Source organism: Prevotella sp. E13-27 (assembly GCF_023217965.1).
Taxonomy (GTDB): Bacteria; Bacteroidota; Bacteroidia; order Bacteroidales; family Bacteroidaceae; genus Prevotella.
This window is the reverse complement of record NZ_JALPSC010000002.1, coordinates 1,527,816-1,548,864: the sequence shown is the minus strand read 5'-3', so window position 1 is coordinate 1,548,864 and position 21,049 is coordinate 1,527,816. Positions and strand designations below refer to the sequence as shown.

The 21,049-nt window shown below is 48.2% G+C and carries 13 protein-coding genes, 2 tRNA genes and 3 rRNA genes; 10 read left to right on the top strand and 8 right to left on the bottom strand.

Features of this window, described 5'->3' with window-relative positions; translation table 11 throughout:
• Positions 1 to 4: 4 nt before the first annotated feature.
• Positions 5 to 421: a SoxR reducing system RseC family protein gene (locus tag M1L52_RS15605; protein WP_248615939.1), complete on the bottom strand. Its 417-nt coding sequence runs from the start codon at positions 419 to 421 to the stop codon at positions 5 to 7.
• Positions 422 to 580: 159 nt separating this feature from the next.
• Here M1L52_RS15605 and M1L52_RS15600 point away from each other — a divergent pair, with 159 nt between their 5' ends.
• From M1L52_RS15600 to M1L52_RS15570, 7 genes are all read left to right on the top strand, one after another.
• Positions 581 to 997 (top strand): hypothetical protein, encoded by a 417-nt coding sequence (locus M1L52_RS15600; protein WP_248615938.1) that lies wholly within the window; start codon positions 581 to 583, stop codon positions 995 to 997.
• Between the two features lie 276 nt (positions 998 to 1,273).
• Positions 1,274 to 2,803: ribosomal RNA gene (locus M1L52_RS15595) — 16S ribosomal RNA — on the top strand.
• Between the two features lie 168 nt (positions 2,804 to 2,971).
• Positions 2,972 to 3,045 (top strand) — tRNA-Ile (locus M1L52_RS15590).
• 50 nt (positions 3,046 to 3,095) lie between these two features.
• Positions 3,096 to 3,172: transfer RNA gene (locus tag M1L52_RS15585), tRNA-Ala, on the top strand.
• Between the two features lie 230 nt (positions 3,173 to 3,402).
• A 23S ribosomal RNA gene (locus M1L52_RS15580) occupies positions 3,403 to 6,300 on the top strand.
• 80 nt (positions 6,301 to 6,380) lie between these two features.
• Positions 6,381 to 6,493 (top strand): 5S ribosomal RNA (rrf, locus tag M1L52_RS15575).
• The 16S, 23S and 5S rRNA genes sit together here with 2 tRNA genes alongside, the layout of an rRNA operon.
• A gap of 352 nt (positions 6,494 to 6,845) precedes the next feature.
• Positions 6,846 to 7,781: an ATPase gene (locus tag M1L52_RS15570; protein WP_248615937.1), complete on the top strand. Its 936-nt coding sequence runs from the start codon at positions 6,846 to 6,848 to the stop codon at positions 7,779 to 7,781.
• Positions 7,782 to 7,899: 118 nt separating this feature from the next.
• On the opposite strand, the gene M1L52_RS15565 is transcribed toward M1L52_RS15570, so the two are convergent.
• Positions 7,900 to 8,646, bottom strand: coding sequence for a DUF4468 domain-containing protein (locus M1L52_RS15565; RefSeq protein WP_317231496.1), 747 nt, complete (start codon positions 8,644 to 8,646; stop codon positions 7,900 to 7,902).
• Between the two features lie 171 nt (positions 8,647 to 8,817).
• On the opposite strand from M1L52_RS15565, the gene M1L52_RS15560 reads away from it, so the two are divergent.
• Positions 8,818 to 9,777: a LuxR C-terminal-related transcriptional regulator gene (locus M1L52_RS15560; protein WP_248615936.1), complete on the top strand. Its 960-nt coding sequence runs from the start codon at positions 8,818 to 8,820 to the stop codon at positions 9,775 to 9,777.
• 89 nt (positions 9,778 to 9,866) lie between these two features.
• Here the strand turns inward: M1L52_RS15560 and M1L52_RS15555 are convergent, their stop codons facing one another.
• Together M1L52_RS15555 and uxuA are read right to left on the bottom strand one after the other, a co-directional pair.
• Positions 9,867 to 11,453 carry a mannitol dehydrogenase family protein gene (locus M1L52_RS15555; protein WP_248615935.1) on the bottom strand — a complete coding sequence of 529 codons (1,587 nt, stop codon included), beginning with the start codon at positions 11,451 to 11,453 and terminating at the stop codon, positions 9,867 to 9,869.
• Between the two features lie 67 nt (positions 11,454 to 11,520).
• Positions 11,521 to 12,774, bottom strand: coding sequence for a mannonate dehydratase (gene uxuA, locus M1L52_RS15550; RefSeq protein ID WP_073211771.1), 1,254 nt, complete (start codon positions 12,772 to 12,774; stop codon positions 11,521 to 11,523).
• A gap of 202 nt (positions 12,775 to 12,976) precedes the next feature.
• On the opposite strand from uxuA, the gene dapA reads away from it, so the two are divergent.
• Positions 12,977 to 13,864: a 4-hydroxy-tetrahydrodipicolinate synthase gene (gene dapA, locus M1L52_RS15545; RefSeq protein ID WP_248615934.1), complete on the top strand. Its 888-nt coding sequence runs from the start codon at positions 12,977 to 12,979 to the stop codon at positions 13,862 to 13,864.
• Between the two features lie 34 nt (positions 13,865 to 13,898).
• Complete coding sequence (pyk, locus tag M1L52_RS15540; RefSeq protein WP_248615933.1) at positions 13,899 to 15,299, top strand: pyruvate kinase; 1,401 nt, start codon at positions 13,899 to 13,901, stop codon at positions 15,297 to 15,299.
• An 18-nt stretch (positions 15,300 to 15,317) separates the two neighbouring features.
• Here pyk and M1L52_RS15535 read toward each other — a convergent pair whose 3' ends face one another.
• The 4 genes from M1L52_RS15535 to M1L52_RS15520 all read right to left on the bottom strand — a co-directional run bounded on the left by M1L52_RS15535 (position 15,318) and on the right by M1L52_RS15520 (position 20,389).
• A complete protein-coding gene (locus M1L52_RS15535) occupies positions 15,318 to 16,094 on the bottom strand; it encodes a hypothetical protein (protein WP_248615932.1) in 777 nt (258 codons plus the stop codon).
• A gap of 107 nt (positions 16,095 to 16,201) precedes the next feature.
• Complete coding sequence (locus M1L52_RS15530; RefSeq protein ID WP_248615931.1) at positions 16,202 to 18,394, bottom strand: glutamine synthetase III; 2,193 nt, start codon at positions 18,392 to 18,394, stop codon at positions 16,202 to 16,204.
• Positions 18,395 to 18,593: 199 nt separating this feature from the next.
• Positions 18,594 to 19,982 carry a M56 family metallopeptidase gene (locus tag M1L52_RS15525; protein ID WP_248615930.1) on the bottom strand — a complete coding sequence of 463 codons (1,389 nt, stop codon included), beginning with the start codon at positions 19,980 to 19,982 and terminating at the stop codon, positions 18,594 to 18,596.
• A 47-nt stretch (positions 19,983 to 20,029) separates the two neighbouring features.
• A complete protein-coding gene (locus tag M1L52_RS15520; RefSeq protein WP_248615929.1) occupies positions 20,030 to 20,389 on the bottom strand; it encodes a BlaI/MecI/CopY family transcriptional regulator in 360 nt (119 codons plus the stop codon).
• Between the last annotated feature and the right edge of the window lie 660 nt (positions 20,390 to 21,049).

The window sequence follows — 21,049 nt, the reverse complement described above, 5'->3', positions numbered from 1 at the left end:
TCCTCTATTCAGTTTTCGAAAGAGTAAATGTTATGTCCTTTTCTATCCAATTTCGTAATGAGTAGACGATTAAATAATAAGGTATAAGTAATAGTAGTGAATAAATAGCAGCTGTCTCGTCGTTGAATTTCAGTAACTTGAATGCCAAAATTGCTGCGATTAGAATTATTAGCGGAAGAATGAACCCTATTTGCAATGCGAGTTTTGCAGATGTCTTTGTCGTGCTTACAATAACTGTTTGGCCAACGTCATATTCACTTGCATTACTGTATACATCAATAATCTTTTCTTTAGACTCCGATGCGTTGCAATGGGCAGCTACTTTACAGGCAGCACATGAAGTGGATTGGGTAATCTTAACCCTTATGTGCTCACCGTTTATATCTTCAATTATTCCTAGATGTTTTATGTAGTTGTCCATAGCTTGTTTTGCAAAACATGTCTTTTGCAATGCAAAATTACAACAAAATTGCGAAAAATAAGTAAGCGACATGAATATTTTTTGATTTTTGTCCGTAAACGTTTGCAATTATCAATCTTTTTCGTACTTTTGCAGGACTATCAAACAATTAGAATTGAGATGGAACCAACAGAACAAACTTTAGTCCAAGTAGAAAGAATTGTAAGGAAAATAGCAGAAAAGTTCCCTTCGTCAGAAGATGCTTCTGTCCTTACTGATATACATATATGTGTGTCTCAGGAGAATGGAGAGGTCATGGTCTATGACGATGACGATAAGGAGATAACTCGAAGCGTTGTGGAACAGTGGATTAATGCTGCTGACGATGATTTTTACGAGCAGGTTGCAGCCATCTTCCGTAAAGTGTTGGGAGAGCATACGGGGCTTATTGACAAGATGTCTGTTATGAAACCCTATGCTTTCGTGCTTGAAAGCGATGACCGTGATGAACAGCATGAACTATATGTTGTTGATGACGAAACAATGATAATTGATCCTATCGTCATGAATGATCTCAGTGAAGATTGCATCCGCTAACGAGGAAACAACCTCTGAAGCGCTAAAGAAAGAGTTCTTTGAAAGATTTACATAGACAGTGAAGTAGTACAAGAAGCGCGGTGCTTTTATTATTTTATAGTATTAGTGCCGTGGGTAATATGAAGTCAACCGTCAATACTGTCCTTCGGGACGGTTTTTGAGAATGAGAAGCTTTACCAGAGATACTATTCGGATATGGCGTCCTTGAGTACAGAACAATCAGCATGGTTCGCTGCTTTTTTTTGCAGTGTCCTTGCTATTAAAGAAATAACTTTTACAGTGAAGAGTTTGATCCTGGCTCAGGATGAACGCTAGCTACAGGCTTAACACATGCAAGTCGAGGGGCAGCATGTTGGTTGCTTGCAACCAGCGATGGCGACCGGCGCACGGGTGAGTAACGCGTATCCAACCTTCCCCTTAGTAGGGCATAGCCCGGCGAAAGTCGAATTAATACCCTATGTTTTCCTTGGATGGCATCTGATGAGGAACAAAGATTTATCGCTAAGGGATGGGGATGCGTCTGATTAGGCAGTCGGCGGGGTAACGGCCCACCGAGCCAACGATCAGTAGGGGTTCTGAGAGGAAGGTCCCCCACATTGGAACTGAGACACGGTCCAAACTCCTACGGGAGGCAGCAGTGAGGAATATTGGTCAATGGACGAGAGTCTGAACCAGCCAAGTAGCGTGCAGGATGACGGCCCTATGGGTTGTAAACTGCTTTTGTCGGGGAATAAAGTTCACTACGTGTAGTGTTTTGTATGTACCCGAAGAATAAGGACCGGCTAATTCCGTGCCAGCAGCCGCGGTAATACGGAAGGTCCGGGCGTTATCCGGATTTATTGGGTTTAAAGGGAGCGCAGGCTGTTTTTTAAGCGTGACGTGAAATGTAGGGGCTCAACCTGTGCAGTGCGTCGCGAACTGGAGAACTTGAGTGCACTCGAGGAAGGCGGAATTTGTGGTGTAGCGGTGAAATGCTTAGATATCACGAAGAACTCCGATTGCGAAGGCAGCCTTCCAGCGTGTAACTGACGCTAAAGCTCGAAAGTGCGGGTATCGAACAGGATTAGATACCCTGGTAGTCCGCACGGTAAACGATGGATGCCCGCTGTTGGCGATACAATGTCAGCGGCCAAGCGAAAGCGTTAAGCATCCCACCTGGGGAGTACGCCGGCAACGGTGAAACTCAAAGGAATTGACGGGGGCCCGCACAAGCGGAGGAACATGTGGTTTAATTCGATGATACGCGAGGAACCTTACCCGGGCTTGAACTGCAGGAGAACGATTCAGAGATGATGAGGTCCTTCGGGACTCCTGTGGAGGTGCTGCATGGTTGTCGTCAGCTCGTGCCGTGAGGTGTCGGCTTAAGTGCCATAACGAGCGCAACCCTTTCTGGTAGTTGCCATCAGGTAATGCTGGGCACTCTGCCAGTACTGCCACCGTAAGGTGTGAGGAAGGTGGGGATGACGTCAAATCAGCACGGCCCTTACGTCCGGGGCTACACACGTGTTACAATGGGTGGTACAGAGAGTTGGTTGCAGGCAATTGCGATCTAATCCTTAAAGCCATCCTCAGTTCGGATTGGGGTCTGCAACCCGACCCCATGAAGCTGGATTCGCTAGTAATCGCGCATCAGCCATGGCGCGGTGAATACGTTCCCGGGCCTTGTACACACCGCCCGTCAAGCCATGAAAGCCGGGGGCACCTGAAGTCCGTGACCGCAAGGGTCGGCCTAGGGTGAAACTGGTAATTGGGGCTAAGTCGTAACAAGGTAGCCGTACCGGAAGGTGCGGCTGGAACACCTCCTTTCTGGAGTGTGTGGACGAGACGCAAGTCAAGTCAACACGCTAATAAAGAGGACGCTGAATAGTTAGGTAAGCAAGGTTGATTGTCAACCCTTCAGCTTTCTTGTATACTTCTTCTGTTTATCTAGAGAATAGTTGAGGCCGGGCAGGGGTACCCCCTCTGACCACTAAGAGTCCTATAGCTCAGTTGGTTAGAGCGCCACACTGATAATGTGGAGGTCGGCAGTTCAAGTCTGCCTGGGACTACGGTGTGAGTCGGTTCTTACCTCTCACCTCTTACCTCTCACCTCTTTTACGGGGGATTAGCTCAGCTGGCTAGAGCACCTGCTTTGCAAGCAGGGGGTCAACGGTTCGAATCCGTTATTCTCCACCAAGTGGTGCGAACAGGATAGACGCAGTCAATCCTGAGCCCGACACAAGGAGGGCGTTCGCGACACGGCGATCTTTGACATATTGAGACACAAGACTGTAAGTAAAGACTTTTTATTAAGTCAGACTGAAGATTAGATAATAAATCTCAACAATTTACAGCTGAAAGTATGAGCATTCTCTCTGTGGTAGCTATGGTTTATATAGTTACTATAGATTAAAAGAGAAGTTATGGCGAAAGAAAGTTAGGGCGTCTGGTGGATGCCTTGGCTCTCGGAGGCGATGAAGGACGTGATAAGCTGCGATAAGCCGTGTGTAGGTGCAAATGACCTTTGATGCGCGGATTTCCGAATGGGACAACCCAGCTGTCTGAAGGACAGTTATCACCATCTCTGATATGGTGAGGCGAACGCGGGGAACTGAAACATCTTAGTACCCGCAGGAAGAGAAAATAACAATGATTCCCCCAGTAGTGGCGAGCGACCGGGGAAGAGCCTAAACCGCCTGTGTAGCAATGCACAGCCGGGGTTGTAGGACCACGCCGTGGATTACTTGTTGTGAGGAGAACGTTCTGGAAAGAACGATCGTAGAAGGTGACAATCCTGTATCCGAAGCGACCTTAGTCCTAGTGGTATCCTGAGTAACGCGGAGCACGAGTAATTCTGCGCGAATCCGCCGGGCCCATCCGGCAAGGCTAAATACTCCCGAGAGACCGATAGTGTACCAGTACCGTGAGGGAAAGGTGAAAAGCACCCCTAGCAGGGGAGTGAAATAGTACCTGAAACCAGTCGCCTACAAGCGGTCGGAGCTGCTTTTGCAGTGACGGCGTGCCTTTTGCATAATGAACCTACGAGTTACCATCACCGGCGAGGTTAAGTCACTCTGTGACGCAACCGCAGTGAAAGCGAGGCTGAATAGGCCGTTTAGTCGGTGGGGGTAGACGCGAAACCGAGTGATCTACACATGTCCAGGATGAAGTCCCGGTAACACGGGATGGAGGTCCGCACTGATAAGCGTTGAAAAGCTTCCGGATGAGGTGTGTGTAGGAGTGAAAGGCCAATCAAACTCGGAGATAGCTCGTACTCCCCGAAAGGCATTTAGGTGCCGCGTGTGGTAATCAGCATGAGAGGTAGAGCGACCGATAGGTCAAGAGGGCTTCACCGCCTATCGAGACCTGACGAACTCCGAATGCTCATGCTCCGCAGCCATGCAGTAAGGGGGCGGGTGCTAAGGTCCGTCCCCGAGAGGAGAAGAATCCAGACCGCCGTCTAAGGTCCCGGAATCCTGTCTGAGTTAGTCTAACGAAGTCTGGCCTCGATGACAGCTAGGATGTTGGCTTGGAAGCAGCCATTCATTCAAAGAGTGCGTAACAGCTCACTAGTCGAGAGGCCGGGCGTGGATAATAATCGGGTATAAGACAGGTACCGAAGGCGCGGGATAGCAATAATAAAAGTATCGGTAGGGGAGCATTCCAGTTGCCTTGAAGGCGTGTTGACGATGCACGCTGGAGCGTCTGGAAAAGCAAATGTAGGTATAAGTAACGATAAGAGGGGTGAGATTCCCCTCCGCCGTAAGACTAAGGTTTCCCGGGCTATGTCATTCAGCCCGGGGTTAGTCGGGTCCTAAGTCTCAGCCGAACGGCGATGGCGATGGCCGACACGGTTAATATTCCGTGACTTCCCTTTGGAGCGATTGTGGAGACGGAGGAGTGACACTGCCGCGCACCGACGGATGTGTGCGTTGACGGCATTAGGCAATGAGGCTGGCAGGCAAATCCACCAGTTGAGCTGAGTGCCTATAGTACGGCAGCCCTTTCGGGGGCAGCCGAGTGCAGGTAACCCTACTCCCTAGAAAATCCGCTAAGCTTATCCACTGGGAACCCGTACCGCAAACGGACACACGTAGTCGGGTAGAACATACTAAGGCGTTGAGAGAGTCGTGGCTAAGGAACTAGGCAAACTGACCCTGTAACTTCGGGATAAAGGGTCCTCACTTTGGTGAGGCGCAGAGAATAGGTCCAGGCAACTGTTTAACAAAAACACAGGGCTGTGCAAACTCGCAAGATGAGGTATACAGCCTGACACCTGCCCGGTGCTGGAAGGTTAAGAGGAGAAGTCAACCTTTTTGGCGAAGCTTTGAATTGAAGCCCCAGTAAACGGCGGCCGTAACTATAACGGTCCTAAGGTAGCGAAATTCCTTGTCGGGTAAGTTCCGACCTGCACGAATGGTGTAATGATCCGGACGCTGTCTCGGCCACGATCTCAGTGAAATTGTAGTATCGGTGAAGATGCCGATTACCCGCGATGGGACGAAAAGACCCCGTGAACCTTTACTACAGCTTAGCACTGACCTTGGTCATCGGATGTGTAGGATAGGCCGGAGGCTTTGAATCGGGTGCGCCAGCATTCGTGGAGCCATCCTTGAAATACGGCCCTTCTGCTGCCTGAGGTCTAACGGGTTGATATCCGGACACTGCTTGGTGGGTAGTTTGACTGGGGTGGTCGCCTCCAAAAGCGTAACGGAGGCTTCCAAAGGTGCCCTCGGGCCGATTGGTAACCGGCCTTACAGAGTGCAATGGCATAAGGGCGCTTGACTGGGAGGCAGACATGCCGAGCAGGCAGGAAACTGGGGCATAGTGATCCGGCGGAGCCGTGTGGAAGGTCCGTCGCTCAAAGGATAAAAGGTACTCCGGGGATAACAGGCTGATCCCCCCCAAGAGCTCATATCGACGGGGTGGTTTGGCACCTCGATGTCGGCTCGTCACATCCTGGGGCTGGAGAAGGTCCCAAGGGTTGGGCTGTTCGCCCATTAAAGTGGCACGCGAGCTGGGTTCAGAACGTCGTGAGACAGTTCGGTCTCTATCTATCGTGGGCGCAGGAGTCTTGAGTGGATCGGTCACTAGTACGAGAGGACCGTGATTGACCGACCTCCGGTCTGCCAGTTGTACCGCCAGGTGCACCGCTGGGTATCCGCGTCGGGTTCGGATAAGCGCTGAAAGCATCTAAGTGCGAAGCCGGCCACAAGATTAGGGCTCCATTGAGGGTCGTCGTAGACTACGACGTTGATAGGGTGCAGGTGTAAAGACAGTGATGTCAAAGCCGAGCACTACTAATTGCCCGAGATCTTTCGCCTCTGGCGCATATTTTCTGCTGTAAGTCAGTCGCGCTTTCGCGCTGCTTATTGTTCTTGTGTTGATATGTCAACCCCTATTTTCAGGTGGTTATTGCGGCGGGGTCCCACCTCTTCCCATTCCGAACAGAGAAGTTAAGCCCGCTTGCGCCGATGGTACTGCAATGCAATGCGGGAGAGTAGGAAGCCGCCATCTTTTCATGAGAGACTATAGTCACAGCGACTGTAGTCTCTCTTTTTTGTTATCGACTGTAGAGGGTGTAAGACTATAGACTACAGTTTTTTTGACTATAGACTTTTGACTATAGACTTTTGACTATAGACTTTAGACTACAGACTTCAGACTTTAGACTACAGACTTTAGATTTATAGACTTTGGGGATTCGTTATTATATATTATTGTGTATTTAGGTAATTGTGCCTTTTTGAGTAAGGTGAATCATTATTTCGTGGAAAATAGTTGGTAGAAAGGAAAAAATACTATATTTTTGCAAAATAGTAAGATGTAAAACTATAAATTATTGTTTGTCTATTAATAAGAATACGATATGATACTGATTGCTGATAGTGGAAGCACTAAGACTGATTGGACAATGGTTCACTCGGCTCATCCATTGTTGGGATGTCAAGTAATTGCTACTTTCCATACTCAAGGTATTACACCCATACACCAGACTGCTGCCGATATTAGGCGGATACTGGAACAGGAGTTATTGTCTTCGATTTCCATTTTCCCTCGTGCCCAGCTTATTAACTCTGGTATTCTTGAAGGCTCGTTGCTTCAAAGGCTTGACATATTTTTCTATGGCTCAGGTTGTACTCCTGCTCATGTGCCTATGATGCAACAGTTGTTGGCTGAAGTTCTTACGCCTAATTCTGTAGAAGTACATAGTGACTTGATGGCATCAGCGCGTGCGCTGTGTCAGCATGAAGCAGGAATAGCATGTATCTTGGGAACAGGTGCAAACAGTTGTTTGTTTGATGGTGAACAGATTGTCCAGAACACTCCTGCCCTTGGTTATATCCTTGGTGATGAAGGTAGTGGTTCTGTGCTTGGAAGGATGTTCTTGAATGCTATTTTCAAGCGTCCTGAACTGGCTGATGTTCGTGATCAGTATCTACAGGAGCATAAGTTTACCCAGACAGACGTTATACAGAAGGTTTATCGTGAGCCTATGGCTAATCGTTTCCTGGCAACAACATCTTTGTTCATTCATGAGCATTTGGATAATCCTCTGTTGCGTCAGTTGGTTGTTGATAATTTCCGCTCTTTCTTCCAGCGTAATATCGCACCATACGGTCGAAAGGATCTCCCTGTTCACTTTGTGGGCTCTATGGCCCATCATTATCCTGACGAGCTGCAGGAAGCAGCTGCAAAGGAAGGATTTACAATAGGGCGTACCGTTCAGAGTCCACTTGAAGGATTGATCTTATATCATAGTGGAGCGCAAAAAATCATTGATATGCGTGAAGAAGCCCGATAAACTATTCTTGGAGTGATATTAACTTCTTTCGGAGAGAAGTTTAACTTTACTTGGAGAGATGTTTAACTTCTCTATAAGCGTTGTTAAACATCTCTCCGAGATTTCTTTTTATACGTTTTTACCATTCGTCGTCTTCGTTGCCCACGATGCCGTTTTTGATGGCTTCTTCAATTTTGTCCATCACGGCGTTTGAGTATGCGTGGGTCATGATAAGCGCCTTTGAACATGTACGCTTCTTAGAGTCCTTCTCTACGAATGGGTAGTGTTTGGCTATCTCCCATTGCTCGTCATAGAGACGACGGTCGGTTTTGTCATCTTTCATGCGTTTGCCATCGCTCCATACATTTTGGTGGCTCTGACGATTGTCGCTGTTATCAAGCAGTCCGCCAATCCATCCAGCATCCTCGGCTTTTAGGATGTCGTAGTTCTGCACAGTGTATGTTACGCGAATGCGTCCCTCTTTAATGTCAATTCTGATGACAGGAGTAATGCTTACTATATAGCGGTTCAATGTGCCTGTATGGTCAGCAATGCCGTCTATTGGCGATGAGATGATGATGCAGCCGGCATCCTTGTCGTTAAGCGTTATGGCGTTCTTATCCTTAAAGGTTGCTGTAGCCCAATAGTTTAGTGCTACGTATAGTTGCTGCTTGGTCTTGCCAGGAGCCTCAATGACCTGTTGGTATGTCAGTGATTCATTCTTGTCGAGCTTAAGTGTGCCTGCCAGATTCTTTGCTGCATCGAGCCATTTGTCACCATAGCGTTCCTTCGCATATTTCTCAAGGTCTGCATTTTTCATTATTTGTGCCTGTGTTGCTATTCCGAAGAGCATCGAAAAAGCAAAAATAAGTGTTCTCTTCATCATAATAAATGTTGTTTTTGGTATATTACTACGGCAAAAGTACGAATAAATGGACGAATAGCCAAAAAGAAAGCGATGATTTTTTCGTAATACTCAAAAATGGTGATTTTGTTTTGTACTATTGCATGATTCGCTGAAAAGTACTACTTTTGCATTAACAAAAATAGATGATATATGAAGAATCAGAAGATGTATGAGGCCGATGACAAGATGATAACGCTCATACGTGACAATTACGACCTGCTTCAGATGCTTGGCTCTTTTGACATCAGTCTTGGCTTTGGTGATAAGACAGTGCAGGAGACTTGCGAGGATAACGGTGTTGACACTTATACTTTTCTTGCAGTTGTAAACTTTACTATTAACGGTAGTGGAGAGTATGAGGGTGACGAGCAGCTGTCTGTCCCGACCCTTATGCATTACTTGGAGGCGAGCCATGCTTACTATTTGGACTTCCAATTGCCATTCATCAAGCGTGAGCTTAGCGATAGCCTTAATCCTAATGATTCGTTAGGTCAATTGATTCTGCGCTTCTATGATGACTATTCTCACGAGATTCGCCGTCACATGCAGTATGAGCAGAAGACTCTCTTCCCTTATGTTCAGTCACTTATTGACGGAAGACCTTCTGGCGAGTATAGCATTGAGACTTTCTCCAAGCATCATCGCGAGGCCGACAAGAAACTGCGTGAATTGAAGCTACTCATTATTAAGTATCTGCCCACCGACGGACTTCATAACAATATGTTGACTGCCACGTTGCATGACATCTATGATAACGAGGAGTGGCTTCGCCAGCACTCCATGGTAGAGGATCATATCTTCGTACCGGCAATACGTCGTCTTGAGAAGCTTGTTAAGCAGAGTGATGTGACAAGGAATATAAGTGATATGGTGTTTAAAGGAGCTGGTCAGAGCTCTGAGGCACTCTCTGATCGTGAGAAGGATGTCATCGTATCACTGGTTCAGGGCATGTCTAACAAGGAGATTGCCGACCATCTGTGTATCTCGGTGAATACCGTCATCACTCACCGTCGTAATATTGCGCGCAAGCTTCAGATACATTCGCCTGCAGGACTGACCATCTATGCAATCATTAACGGATTTGTAGATATTAGCTCTGTTAAGCTGTAACGTTAAGAAATTTACTTTATACAATAAGTCGAGGACGGTGTAACACTGCCCTCGACTTTTTTGTTTAAACACTTTTCTGCTTGGTTGCTTTAGCGTGCAGAAACATATTTGTGCAGAGTGCTACGAACGGCACCGTTGCCAGCAAACAGTTCCTTAACCATTCCCTCAATCTGCTCGCCCAGACCAGCCTCGTAGAGGTCGAGTCCGAATACATCCTTGCGGCTGTAGAGCTTCTTCAGTGGGCTCCAGTCCTGATTGGCCTTGCCAATCTCCAGAGGAGCTACGATAGCCTGCAGTTCCTCGAGCATTGGGTCGGGTGAACAATCGAATGCTGTACCATCATCCTTGATACCCTTCAGGTAGCGGGCGTAACCTGCCAGTGTGAGTGGGATGAGTACCAGATTGCTCTTATCAAGTCCGCGAGCGATGTACTTCTTCAGTGTCTCACCGAAGCGGATAGGCAGCTTCTGGCTGGTATCCATAGCGATACGCTGAGGAGCATCGGGCATGAATGGGTTAGGCAGACGACGATTGATAACAGCGCCGATAAACTCGTAGGGGTTCAGTACGCCTGGATCAACTACTACAGGCATTGCCTCGATATAGCCCAACTTCTGAACGAATGGACGCAAGTCCTCATCGGCCATCTCGGCAGAAATCAGAGTGTAGCCCAGCATGCAACCATAGATACTCATAGCTGTGTGCAGAGGGTTCAGACAGGTAGTAACCTTCATGGTCTCTACCTTATCTACAGTTTCGCGAGTGGTGTAGAGTGCGCCACCCAGATCCAATGGTGGGCGACCGTTGGTATAGTTGTCCTCTATTACGAGATACTGCACTTCTTCGGCATTTACGAATGGAGCTGTGAAGGTGTGCTTCTCGGTCTCGATGTAGTTGTTGTCGTCGAAACCATCAGCAGCCAGCATCTCCTTTACCTTCTCGTGTGGGCGAGGGGTAATCTTATCAATCATCGACCAAGGGAAGGTAATCTTCTTCTCATCCTTCAGATAGTCGAGGAAAGCGGCAGGTACCAGTCCGTCCTTCACCCAGCGCTCGGCATAGGCAAATACGCCAGCCTTTACCTTATCGCCATTGTGCGAGCAGTTGTCCATGCTCTGAACGGTAAGTGGCAACTGTCCTGCGTTGAAACGCTCAAGCAGCAGGGCGCAAACCTTACCCATAGCGAATACGGGTTTCAGTCCGCGAGCCAGATCGGCCTCGTTGTAGGTGTAACCCTTCTCGGTGATGGTGAACGAAATCATCTGCAGACTTGGGTTCTTGAAGATTTCTACCAGACGGTTCCAATCCTCAAACTGTGGGTCAGCCTTCAGGGCTTCGGTCACGCTGGCGATAACCTTCTTCTCGATAGAACCGTCTGAGCAGAGGTTCACGCAAAGCGAGAGGTTGTTGTATGGAGCATAAGCCTTGTCGATAACCTCGAAGTCGAAAGTCTCGGCTACGATTACACCACGATCGTATTTACCTGTGTTCAGGGCGTCGTTCAGGATGGCAGCAGGGAAAGCGCGGAAGATGTTTCCACCACCGAAGTGTACCCATGTGGGTTCCTTGGCTGTCTTCTCGCGAACGGCCTTGATATCGAACTTAGGAAGCTGGTAGCCTTTGGCTTCCCATTCTGCGGCATTGAACTGGCCGCTAAGTATATCGTTGAGTTTCATAATTGTTGTTGTTTTGTTATCTGTTTTTAAAGCCCCTCCTCTTTGGGAGGGGGTGGGGTAGGCTTTTTTAATCAAAGAATCCTGGCTGTTTGTATTCGATGCCTAATTCGCGATCAACGGTGGCGAGGATACCCTGTACCTGACCGAGGGCGAACATACGACCCAAGAGGGTGTAACCGGCATTGTGACCGTGACTGCTCTCGTCCATGATACCTCCAGGTTCATCGGTAAATGTCATACCGTGATCTACACGCATTGGCAACTCTGGGTTCTCCTTCTCGAAGATACGGCACAGCTCGATCAGGTCGGCACGACCACCCAGGTGAGAGGCCTCAGTGAAGTCGCCATTGGGGAAGATGTGGCATGAACGCAGGTGAACAAAGTGTGTGCGAGAAGCAAACTTCTTGGCCAACTCAACCACATTGTTATATGCACCAGCACTCAAAGAACCAGCACAGAATGTCAGACCGTTATGCTTGTTGGGCACAGCATCCAGGAACCACTGGATATCCTCCTCAGTACGTACGATGCGTGGCAATCCGAGAATCTCGATAGGGGGATCGTCGGGGTGAACACACATGTTCATGTTGCACTCCTCGCAAACAGGCATGATAGCCTCGAGGAAGTACTTCATGTTGGCACGCAGCTTAGCCTTGTCGATGCCCTTATACAGATCGAGGAACTCGCGGAACTTCTGTACTGGAGCCTCGTCGTTCTCGCTGAAGTTACCGCTTACGAATCCCTGAGTCTTGATTACGATGTTCTCAACCAGTTTGTGGTCCTTCTCAGGAGTCATGGTCTTAGCCAGCTCGTCGCACTCGGCGATTACGCTACGACCCTTGCCCCAACCCTCGGGGAACTGGAACTTCTCCCATTCCTCGCGAGCGCCTGGACGCTTCAGGATATAGATGTCGAAATAAGCAAATTCGGCATAGTTGAAGTACAGGTTTGTTGCACCGTTTGGATTGTCGTGGAATAAGTCGGTGCGAGCCCAGTCGAGTACGGGCATAAAGTTGTAGCAGATGCAGTGAATGCCCTCTGCTGCCAGGTTGCGCAGGCTCTCCTTATATACCTCTATCTGGTGGTCGCGATCAGGACCTCCATATTTGATTGTCTCAACTACGGGTAGCGACTCTACTACGCTCCAGCGCATGCCGTAGCTCTCGATGTACTCGCGCAGGTCGCGAATCTTCTCTCGAGTCCATACTTCACCCAGAGGCACATCGTGAAGTGCTGTGACGATACCTTCAACACCGATTTGTCTCAACTGTGCAAGAGTAATTTTGTCCTTCTTGCCAAACCATCTCCATGTTCTTTCCATAAAAAAGCTGTTATTAGAATTTGTCGTTTTAAGTTTGTTTTTCTGCCTGCAAAGGTACGAAAATCCTATAATAGAAGAAACAACAATTAGTAAAATGTCATGTAATCGTTTGCAATTTCAGTCTCTTTTAATTTTTTAATTAATATATTTCACAATTCTTCATTTTTCTCATTACCTTTGCATACGAATTAGACAAAGACTTATGGTACGTAATATTTTCAAAGGGCTTGGCATTGCGCTGATAACACCCTTTCTTCCGAATGGCGAAGTTGACTATGACGCTTTGATGCGTTTGGTAGATTATCAACTGGATAACGGAGCCGACTTTTTCTGTATCTTAGCTACTACTGGCGAAACACCAACACTTACGCCAGAGGAGAAGTTGAAAATCAAGAATCTTATTGTTGACCGTGTGCGCGGACGTGTGCCCATTCTTATGGGATGTGGCGGAAACAATACCGCTGCCGTGATACGTGAGCTTCAGGAAGGCGACTTCCGAGGCATCGACGGTGTGCTAAGCGTATGCCCATACTATAACAAGCCATCTCAGGAAGGTCTTTACCAGCACTTCAAAGCCATTGCAGCAGCCACCAAGCTGCCAGTAGTATTATATAATGTACCTGGGCGCACGGGCGTGAACCTACAGGCAGCCACCACTGTCCGTCTGGCTCGCGATTGCAAGAACATCGTTGCCATCAAAGAGGCCTCGGGCAATCTGGAGCAGGTCGATGAGATAATAAAGAACAAACCCAATGACTTCGATGTCATCTCTGGCGATGACTCGCTTACGTTCCCAATGGTATCTTGCGGTGCAGTAGGTGTTATCTCAGTTATCGGCAATGCCCTTCCTAAGGAGTTCTCTAAGATGATTCGTTTGCAGATGCGTGGCGAATACGACCCAGCTCGCAAGATTCACCACCGTTTCACAGACCTGTTCTCATTGCTCTTCGTCGATGGCAACCCCGCCGGTGTCAAGGCTATGCTCCACGAGATGGGCTTCATTGAGAACGTGCTCCGTCTGCCACTTGTTCCTACACGCATTTCCACGCTGCAGCGTATGTCGGAAATCATGAAGGAGCTCAAGATCTGATTCTGAATCAGGATACACATTATTATATATATAGATGAAGCAAACAAAGATTGTTGCCAGCATCAGCGATCGTCGGTGTGATACCGATTTTATCAGGAAGCTTTTTTATGCTGGCATGAATGTAGTCAGGATGAACACAGCGCATGCTCCAGAAGAGGGCATCCGCAAGATAGTAAAGAATACACGTGCCGTGAGCCATCATATCGGCTTGCTCATTGATACCAAGGGCCCTGAAATCCGCACCACTGGGTGCGAACAGCCCATTGAGTATAAGGCAGGCGATGTGGTTAAGATTTTCGGACGTCCTGAGATGGACACCACTCACGACATTATCAATCTCTCTTATTCAGATTTCGCTGCCGACATCCATGAGGGCGACCACGTTCTGTTTGACGATGGTGCTCTGTCTATGGAGGTCATGGGCATCAATGGACCTCAGGTAGTGGCTAGGGTAGAGAACGACGGTGTGCTGGGCTCTCACAAGAGTGTCAACGTGCCAGGCGTTCATATCGCCTTGCCAGCTCTGACCGAGCGTGACCGTAAGATGATTATGCTCGCCATTGAGCTCGACATCGATTTTATTGCCCACTCCTTTGTGCGCTCTGCAGCCGATGTGCGTGCCGTCCAGGCTCTGCTCGATGCCTATAATTCCGACATTAAGATTATCTCTAAGATTGAGAATCAGGAGGGTGTTGATAATATTGATGAGATTATCGAGGCCTCCTATGGCATTATGGTTGCCCGTGGTGACTTGGGCATCGAGGTGCCCATTGAGCGTATCCCTGGTATTCAGCGCAAGATTATCCACAAGTGCGTGCAGGCTAAGAAACCTGTCATCGTGGCTACGCAGATGCTGCACTCCATGATACAGAACCCTCGTCCTACTCGTGCCGAGGTGACTGATATTGCCAACGCCATCTATTCACGCACCGATGCTTTGATGCTTTCAGGAGAGACTGCAAGCGGAAAATATCCTGTCGAGGCAGTTGAGACTATGGCCTCTATTGCCGAGCAGGCTGAGCTTGAGAAGATTCAGGTTCACGACTATGTCATTCAGATGAGCAATAGCGGCGATGTGCGCGAGTTTCTGGCTCACAGCGCTATTGAGGCTACTGAAAAGCTGGGCGTCAAGGGCATCATCTGTAACTCAGGTACTGGTATCACCGTGCGCCATCTGGCTTCGTTCCGTGGTCCTCATCCTGTGTTGGCCATCTGTTATAAGGAGCGTTTGCAGCGCGAGCTGGCGTTGTCCTATGGTGTGATACCTGTCTATCAGAAAGAGCAGATATCACGTGAGGAGCTGTTCCGTGCGGCTGTCCGTATGCTCCGACAAAAAGGCTATCTTACCGATGGTGATAAGATAGCCTGTCTGAGTGGTAGGGAAGGCGACTCTAAGTCGCTCGAGATAAATGATGTTAGTGAAGTGTTGCAGTAAGCACACTTCACTAATTTTTTATTTTACCAATACCTTCTGTCCTTTTACAACATAGATGCCTGGCTGCAGAGAGTTCACTGCATTTGCATTGATGCCGGCAGCAACCTTCTGTCCGCCCAGTGTGAACACGTCAACCTTCTCGCCGTTCTTTGCAATAGCGTTGATGCTTGTTGTCTCGCCAGCTGCCACGTGGTTTGTTATGAGGCGTGAAGCAGTCTCTGACTGAAGCTGAATGTAGCAGCGTGTTGCAAGGAAGCCGCTCAGCGAGCCGTCAACCTTTGCAAACTTAGCCTCTGCATTGTCTTTTGCCAGAATGCCCCAGAAACCGATGCCAGCTGTCTTTGCCTGCACACCGCTCATCACTACGCTCTCGCCGCGCTGTGTGGTAAGTGCTATCGCAGCCTGTCCGCCTTTGACGCATGCTTCCTTCGTCAGGGTTTTGTTGCATGGCTCTCCTGTGAAATAGAGTATGTATGGCATGTTAGCTGTCATGCCTTCTGCCTTGCAGTCCTGGAAGTTCAGCTGGATGTCGTTGCCAACATTCTCCACGCTGACAAGCTTCTCCAGTCGGCAGTCGTTGCCGAAGGTCTCATTAAGTTCTTCCTCAGTTACGTCGAAAGGCAGTGCCACGGTGTTCCATCCTGTAAACATGTAGCGGTTTACGGTTACATCACAGATGGTGCCGTCATACTTCTCAACATTTGTTCCGTTGTATGTGCTTACATACAACTTCTTCTGTGCACTTGCTGTCAGTGAAAGTGCAGCAGTCAGGGCAATAATGTAGAACTTCTTCATAATGATAACTGTTTTATAGTTTGTGGTTTGTTTATTGCATGAAAACTTGATGTTGCAAAAATAGTAAATTAATTGTTACGCTCAAAATTTTCAGCCAACATTTTTTGTTATCTTATGAAAAGTAGCTCTCTGTACTTCGGCAGAGTCCACAGTCCGTCCTCGACAATCATCTCCAGATGATCGGCCTCGTCGCGAATGGCTTCCATGTGCGGACACACCGTGTCATGATATTGTATGGCGCGCTGATGAATGTCTTTCGTGCGGTTTGCCACTCTGCGGGCATCGGTCAGTTCTTCCACGAGCTGTTCAATGCGCTCTGTGCGCTCGGCAATCTCTTCTATGAGCTTCATGTTACGTGCCGACAGACGGTTGGCCTTGTCTTCCGTGAACACACTCTTCATGCCCTGCACGTTCTTGATGAGCTGGCTCTGATAGTGAGTAGCTACGGGTATGATGTGGTTCATGGCGAGGTCGCCCAAGACGCGTGCCTCTATCTGTACAGTCTTCACATACATCTCCCATTTCACCTCGTTGCGTGCCTCAAGCTCCTTGCGGTTCATAACCTTGGTGCTTTCAAACATCTTCACCGATTCCTTGTCAAGGTAGTGCTCAAAGATTATTGGGCACGACTTCTCCACGTCCAGTCCGCGCTTTGCGGCTTCCTTCACCCATTCGTCAGAATAGCCATTGCCGTCGAAGCGCACAGGCTTGCAGGTCTTTATGTCGTCCTTCAGTATCTGCAGAATGGCGCTTATCTTGTTCTCGCCTTTGGCAATACGCTTGTCCACGCGCTGTTTGAATGACTGCAGGGCCTCTGCCATAGCTGCGTTAAGAGCTATCATTGCCGAGGCGCAGTTTACACTTGATCCAGGAGCACGGAACTCGAAGCGGTTACCCGTGAATGCAAATGGCGATGTTCGGTTGCGGTCGGTGTTGTCAACAATGAGGTCTGGAATCTGTGGTATGTCTATCTCCATGCCCTGCTTACCCTTCAGGTTGAACAGCTCGTTCTTGTCGCTCTGCTCAATGTGGTCCAGCAGCTCTGTAAGCTGTGTTCCCAGGAAGCTGGATATTATTGATGGAGGAGCCTCGTTGCCGCCCAGACGGTGAGCGTTTGTGGCGCTCATTATCGATGCCTTCAGCAGTCCGTTGTGATGATACACGGCCATCAGCGTCTCCACGATGAATGTTATGAAGCGCAGGTTCTCCTCTGGAGTGGTGCCAGGTGCGTGGAGCAGTACGCCGGTATCGGTAGAAAGACTCCAGTTGTTGTGCTTGCCGCTGCCGTTTATTCCCTCGAAAGGCTTCTCGTGGAGCAGCACACGGAAGCCGTGCTTGCGAGCCACTTTCTTCATGAGCGACATGAGCAGCATGTTATGGTCAACGGCAAGGTTGCACTCCTCGAATATAGGTGCCAGCTCAAACTGGTTCGGAGCCACCTCGTTGTGGCGCGTCTTACACGGTATCGACAGTTCGAGAGCCTGAATCTCCAGATCCTTCATGAATGCCTGCACACGGTCGGGTATGGTTCCGAAATAGTGGTCGTCCATCTGCTGGTTCTTTGCGCTCTCGTGTCCCATCAGCGTGCGACCTGTCAGCATCAGGTCGGGTCGGGCAGAGTAGAGCCCCTCGTCCACGAGGAAGTACTCCTGCTCCCAGCCCAGGTTCACCTGCACCTTCTTAACATCGTCGTAGAAGAACTTGCATACATCCGTTGCAGCCTTTCCTACGGCGTGGAGCGCACGCAGCAGCGGAGCCTTGTAGTCAAGCGCTTCGCCCGTATATGAAATAAATATGGTGGGAATACAAAGTGTGTCGTCAATGATGAACACTGGCGATGTGGGATCCCATGCTGAATAGCCTCGCGCCTCGAACGTGTTACGTATGCCTCCGTTGGGGAACGATGAGGCGTCGGGCTCCTGCTGTACGAGCAGCTTGCCACTGAACTTCTCCATCATGCCTCCCTTTCCGTCGTGTTCCACGAAGGCGTCGTGTTTCTCTGCCGTTCCCTCTGTCAGAGGCTGGAACCAGTGTGTGTAGTGGGTGCATCCCATTTCTGTTGCCCACTGCTTCATGCCAGCAGCCACTGCATCGGCTATCGAACGGTCCAGTCGTGCACCGTTGTCAATAACATCGATAAGCTTGTCGTAAACGTCCTTTGGCAGGTACTTGTACATTTTCTCACGGTTAAACACATACTTGCCAAAGTATTCTGATGGTCTCTCACTTGGGGCCTGCACGTCAAGTGCTCTTTTCTTGAAGGCCTCTTCAACTACCTGAAATCTTAAGTTGTTTGCCATTGTTGTGTTGAATTTCGCTGCAAAGGTACGATTAAGCGAGCGAAATGCAAAAGGAAAACTCGTTTTTCTTTTCATTTCCGAGCGAAAGTACCTTAGAGACGAAGTCTCAAAGTACGATTAAGCGAGCGAAAAAGCCAAAAGAACGGCTCTTTTTTTAGTGAAAGAAACCGTTCTTTTTTGCAGATTGATTGCTTGTAGTTTAATTCAGGCGGAACGTGACTGGTAGAGTGTATTTTACACGTACTTCCTTGCCGTTCTGTTTACCAGGGACCCATTTTGGCATCGTTTTAACCACACGTATAGCCTCCTCTTTCAGCTGTTCATCGGCATTGTTGACAACCTTTACATTGCTTATGGTGCCGTCTTTCTCAACAACAAACTGTACGATGACACGACCTTGAATACCATTCTTAGAGGCTTCTACAGGGTATTTTACATTCGCCGACAAGTATTTCATCAACTCAACTTGACCGCCAGGAAATAGTGGCATCTGTTCTACTACGTCGAAGACTTTATCGGGCTCAGACACATTCTTAGAGACCACACCATTAGGAGCCTTGACATCTACTGTTGGCTTTTTAGATTGTTCGGTCTTCTGCTCGGCCTTCACCTCGATGGTCTTTTGGCCAACCTTCACCTGCGCATTGGTCTTACCTTTCTTTACAACCTTCTGTGGAGGCGTCTGTGGCTCGTTATATACGTAGTCGTTTACGGTCTCTGCCTGCAGAGCCAATGTTGTACCCACGATGGGCAGAAGTGCTAACAGCTTCAGCAAGCTGGTGCGACTGGAATTCTTATGTAGCATCATATTTATGCGGCTTTTAAGGGTACTGTGACTGATACCGTTGGCTACTGAGTACCCGCAGCGGCTCACGGCTTTTTGGATAAGCAGATACTGATACTGGCGCATATTGATGCCTTGAGAGAGTACCGCTGCGTCGGCTTCATACTCGTGGATGGTGCGCAAATCCTGGCGCAGCATCCACATGGCGGGGTTGAACCATTGCAGGGCTGTTAACGTGTCAACGAGGAGCAGGTCGAGCGAGTGGTGCTGGCGTATGTGTCCTCGTTCATGGGCGAGAATAAATGTCTCGCCATTATCCTCTATGTGAGGGCTGTGGTCTTTGCGAGAAATAACGATGTAGCGCATCCAGCTGAATGGCGATACGCTGCCATCGACGATACAGATAGTGGTGCCGTCAGGTTGGACATGACGCTCGCTGCGCATTATAAGTTTCCATACACTAATGATGCTGAAGAGCGTCTTGCCAAGTGTAGCCATCATGCCGGCGAAGAATACTGCGATGACTAATGTTTGCCAGAGTGGAGTTTGTGGCTCTGAGTTTTCAACAGCCATCGTTGCTATACTGCCATATTCCATGTTTGGCTCTGCTATCGTCTCCAAGACTACCGTGCGGTGCATCGTGATGATGCAGAGAGGCAACACAAACGATGCTAAAGACGTGAAGAGTAACACCATGCGGTTCACTCGGTGAAACGTTTCGTGGCTCAGCAGCAGACGATAGAACATATAGAATACTGCAATGAGAATGGCCACTCTCAGGTCGTAGATAAGGAACTGCATCATACTCTTGGTCTTTTGGTTTCAGGTTTAGGTTTTGGGGATGATTGTGATTAATTGTTGCTTTCTATCTTTTCTATCAGCTCTTTCAGCTCGTCCACTGAAATCTTCTCTTCTTTCACGAAGGCCGAGACGGCGCTCATGTAGGAGTCGTTGAAGTAGTCGCGTATGATGCCTCCAAGACTCGAACGCCCATACTCCTTCTCAGTAACGAGTGGGAAGTACTGGTAGGATGTGCCATATTGCTTGTGGTCAAGGAAACCTTTCTTTTCAAGTATGCGTACAGTCGTTGACAGCGTGTTGAAGTGGGGCCGTGGCTCGTCGTAGTAATCTAAGAGCTCTTTGACGAACATCGGACCGTGCTGCCAATACAGCTCCATTATTTCCCGTTCTTTGGCTGTTAGTCGTTTCATTGTTTTTAGTTCGTTTTGTTTAGCGTTTTAATTAGCGCCAGTATCTGTATCCGTTGGCAAAGTAACTAAAAAGTTTAGTTCGATGTAACTAAAACGTTTAGTTTTTAAATTTAATTAAGTAGTTTGCGCCCTATTTTTTAGTTGTTCACACATGTTTTTCGGAAAAGTGCTCATATCTTCTATAACTATTCTTTGCGTTCTTACCAATCACTTGTGGCGTTCTTACTAAACGCCGTTTGCGTTCTTGCTAAACACTCACTTGTGTTTTTATGATGCATCTCAATCACATTTATTAAAACGGGAATTGTTTTCAATTTTTTTTTCGTACCTTTGCATTATGAAAAGAACTGAAGACGATTATTACAAGGAAAGCAAGCGGCTTAGGGCTGAAGTTCTTGTACAGGCAGAAACATTAAAGGTATAGGTTGGCGAACTGTCTCGGCAACTAAAGAATTGCTTCAAAAAGGAACTCCGCTTTAATGGCCTTGCTTGCCGGACCAACCGGGGCTATCCATCTGAAGCGGAGTTTAAAAGTGCTTCTATTTAGTCGCTTGCCGGACCAACCGGGGCTTAGTCCAAATAGGTTCCTTTCACGCTGCAAAGATAGGCAAAAATAGCTTATCATCCAAACATTTCTTCCTTTTTCTTCCTAATTTCTCT

Excerpts from the sequence above, each read along its gene's own strand:
- M1L52_RS15605 (WP_248615939.1), bottom strand. The coding sequence starts at position 421 with ATGGACAACTACATAAAACATCTAGGAATAATTGAAGATATAAACGGT.
- M1L52_RS15600 (WP_248615938.1), top strand. The coding sequence starts at position 581 with ATGGAACCAACAGAACAAACTTTAGTCCAAGTAGAAAGAATTGTAAGG.
- M1L52_RS15570 (WP_248615937.1), top strand. The coding sequence starts at position 6,846 with ATGATACTGATTGCTGATAGTGGAAGCACTAAGACTGATTGGACAATG.
- M1L52_RS15565 (WP_317231496.1), bottom strand. The coding sequence starts at position 8,646 with ATGATGAAGAGAACACTTATTTTTGCTTTTTCGATGCTCTTCGGAATA.
- M1L52_RS15560 (WP_248615936.1), top strand. The coding sequence starts at position 8,818 with ATGAAGAATCAGAAGATGTATGAGGCCGATGACAAGATGATAACGCTC.
- M1L52_RS15555 (WP_248615935.1), bottom strand. The coding sequence starts at position 11,453 with ATGAAACTCAACGATATACTTAGCGGCCAGTTCAATGCCGCAGAATGG.
- uxuA (WP_073211771.1), bottom strand. The coding sequence starts at position 12,774 with ATGGAAAGAACATGGAGATGGTTTGGCAAGAAGGACAAAATTACTCTT.
- dapA (WP_248615934.1), top strand. The coding sequence starts at position 12,977 with ATGGTACGTAATATTTTCAAAGGGCTTGGCATTGCGCTGATAACACCC.
- pyk (WP_248615933.1), top strand. The coding sequence starts at position 13,899 with ATGAAGCAAACAAAGATTGTTGCCAGCATCAGCGATCGTCGGTGTGAT.
- M1L52_RS15535 (WP_248615932.1), bottom strand. The coding sequence starts at position 16,094 with ATGAAGAAGTTCTACATTATTGCCCTGACTGCTGCACTTTCACTGACA.
- M1L52_RS15530 (WP_248615931.1), bottom strand. The coding sequence starts at position 18,394 with ATGGCAAACAACTTAAGATTTCAGGTAGTTGAAGAGGCCTTCAAGAAA.
- M1L52_RS15525 (WP_248615930.1), bottom strand. The coding sequence starts at position 19,982 with ATGATGCAGTTCCTTATCTACGACCTGAGAGTGGCCATTCTCATTGCA.
- M1L52_RS15520 (WP_248615929.1), bottom strand. The coding sequence starts at position 20,389 with ATGAAACGACTAACAGCCAAAGAACGGGAAATAATGGAGCTGTATTGG.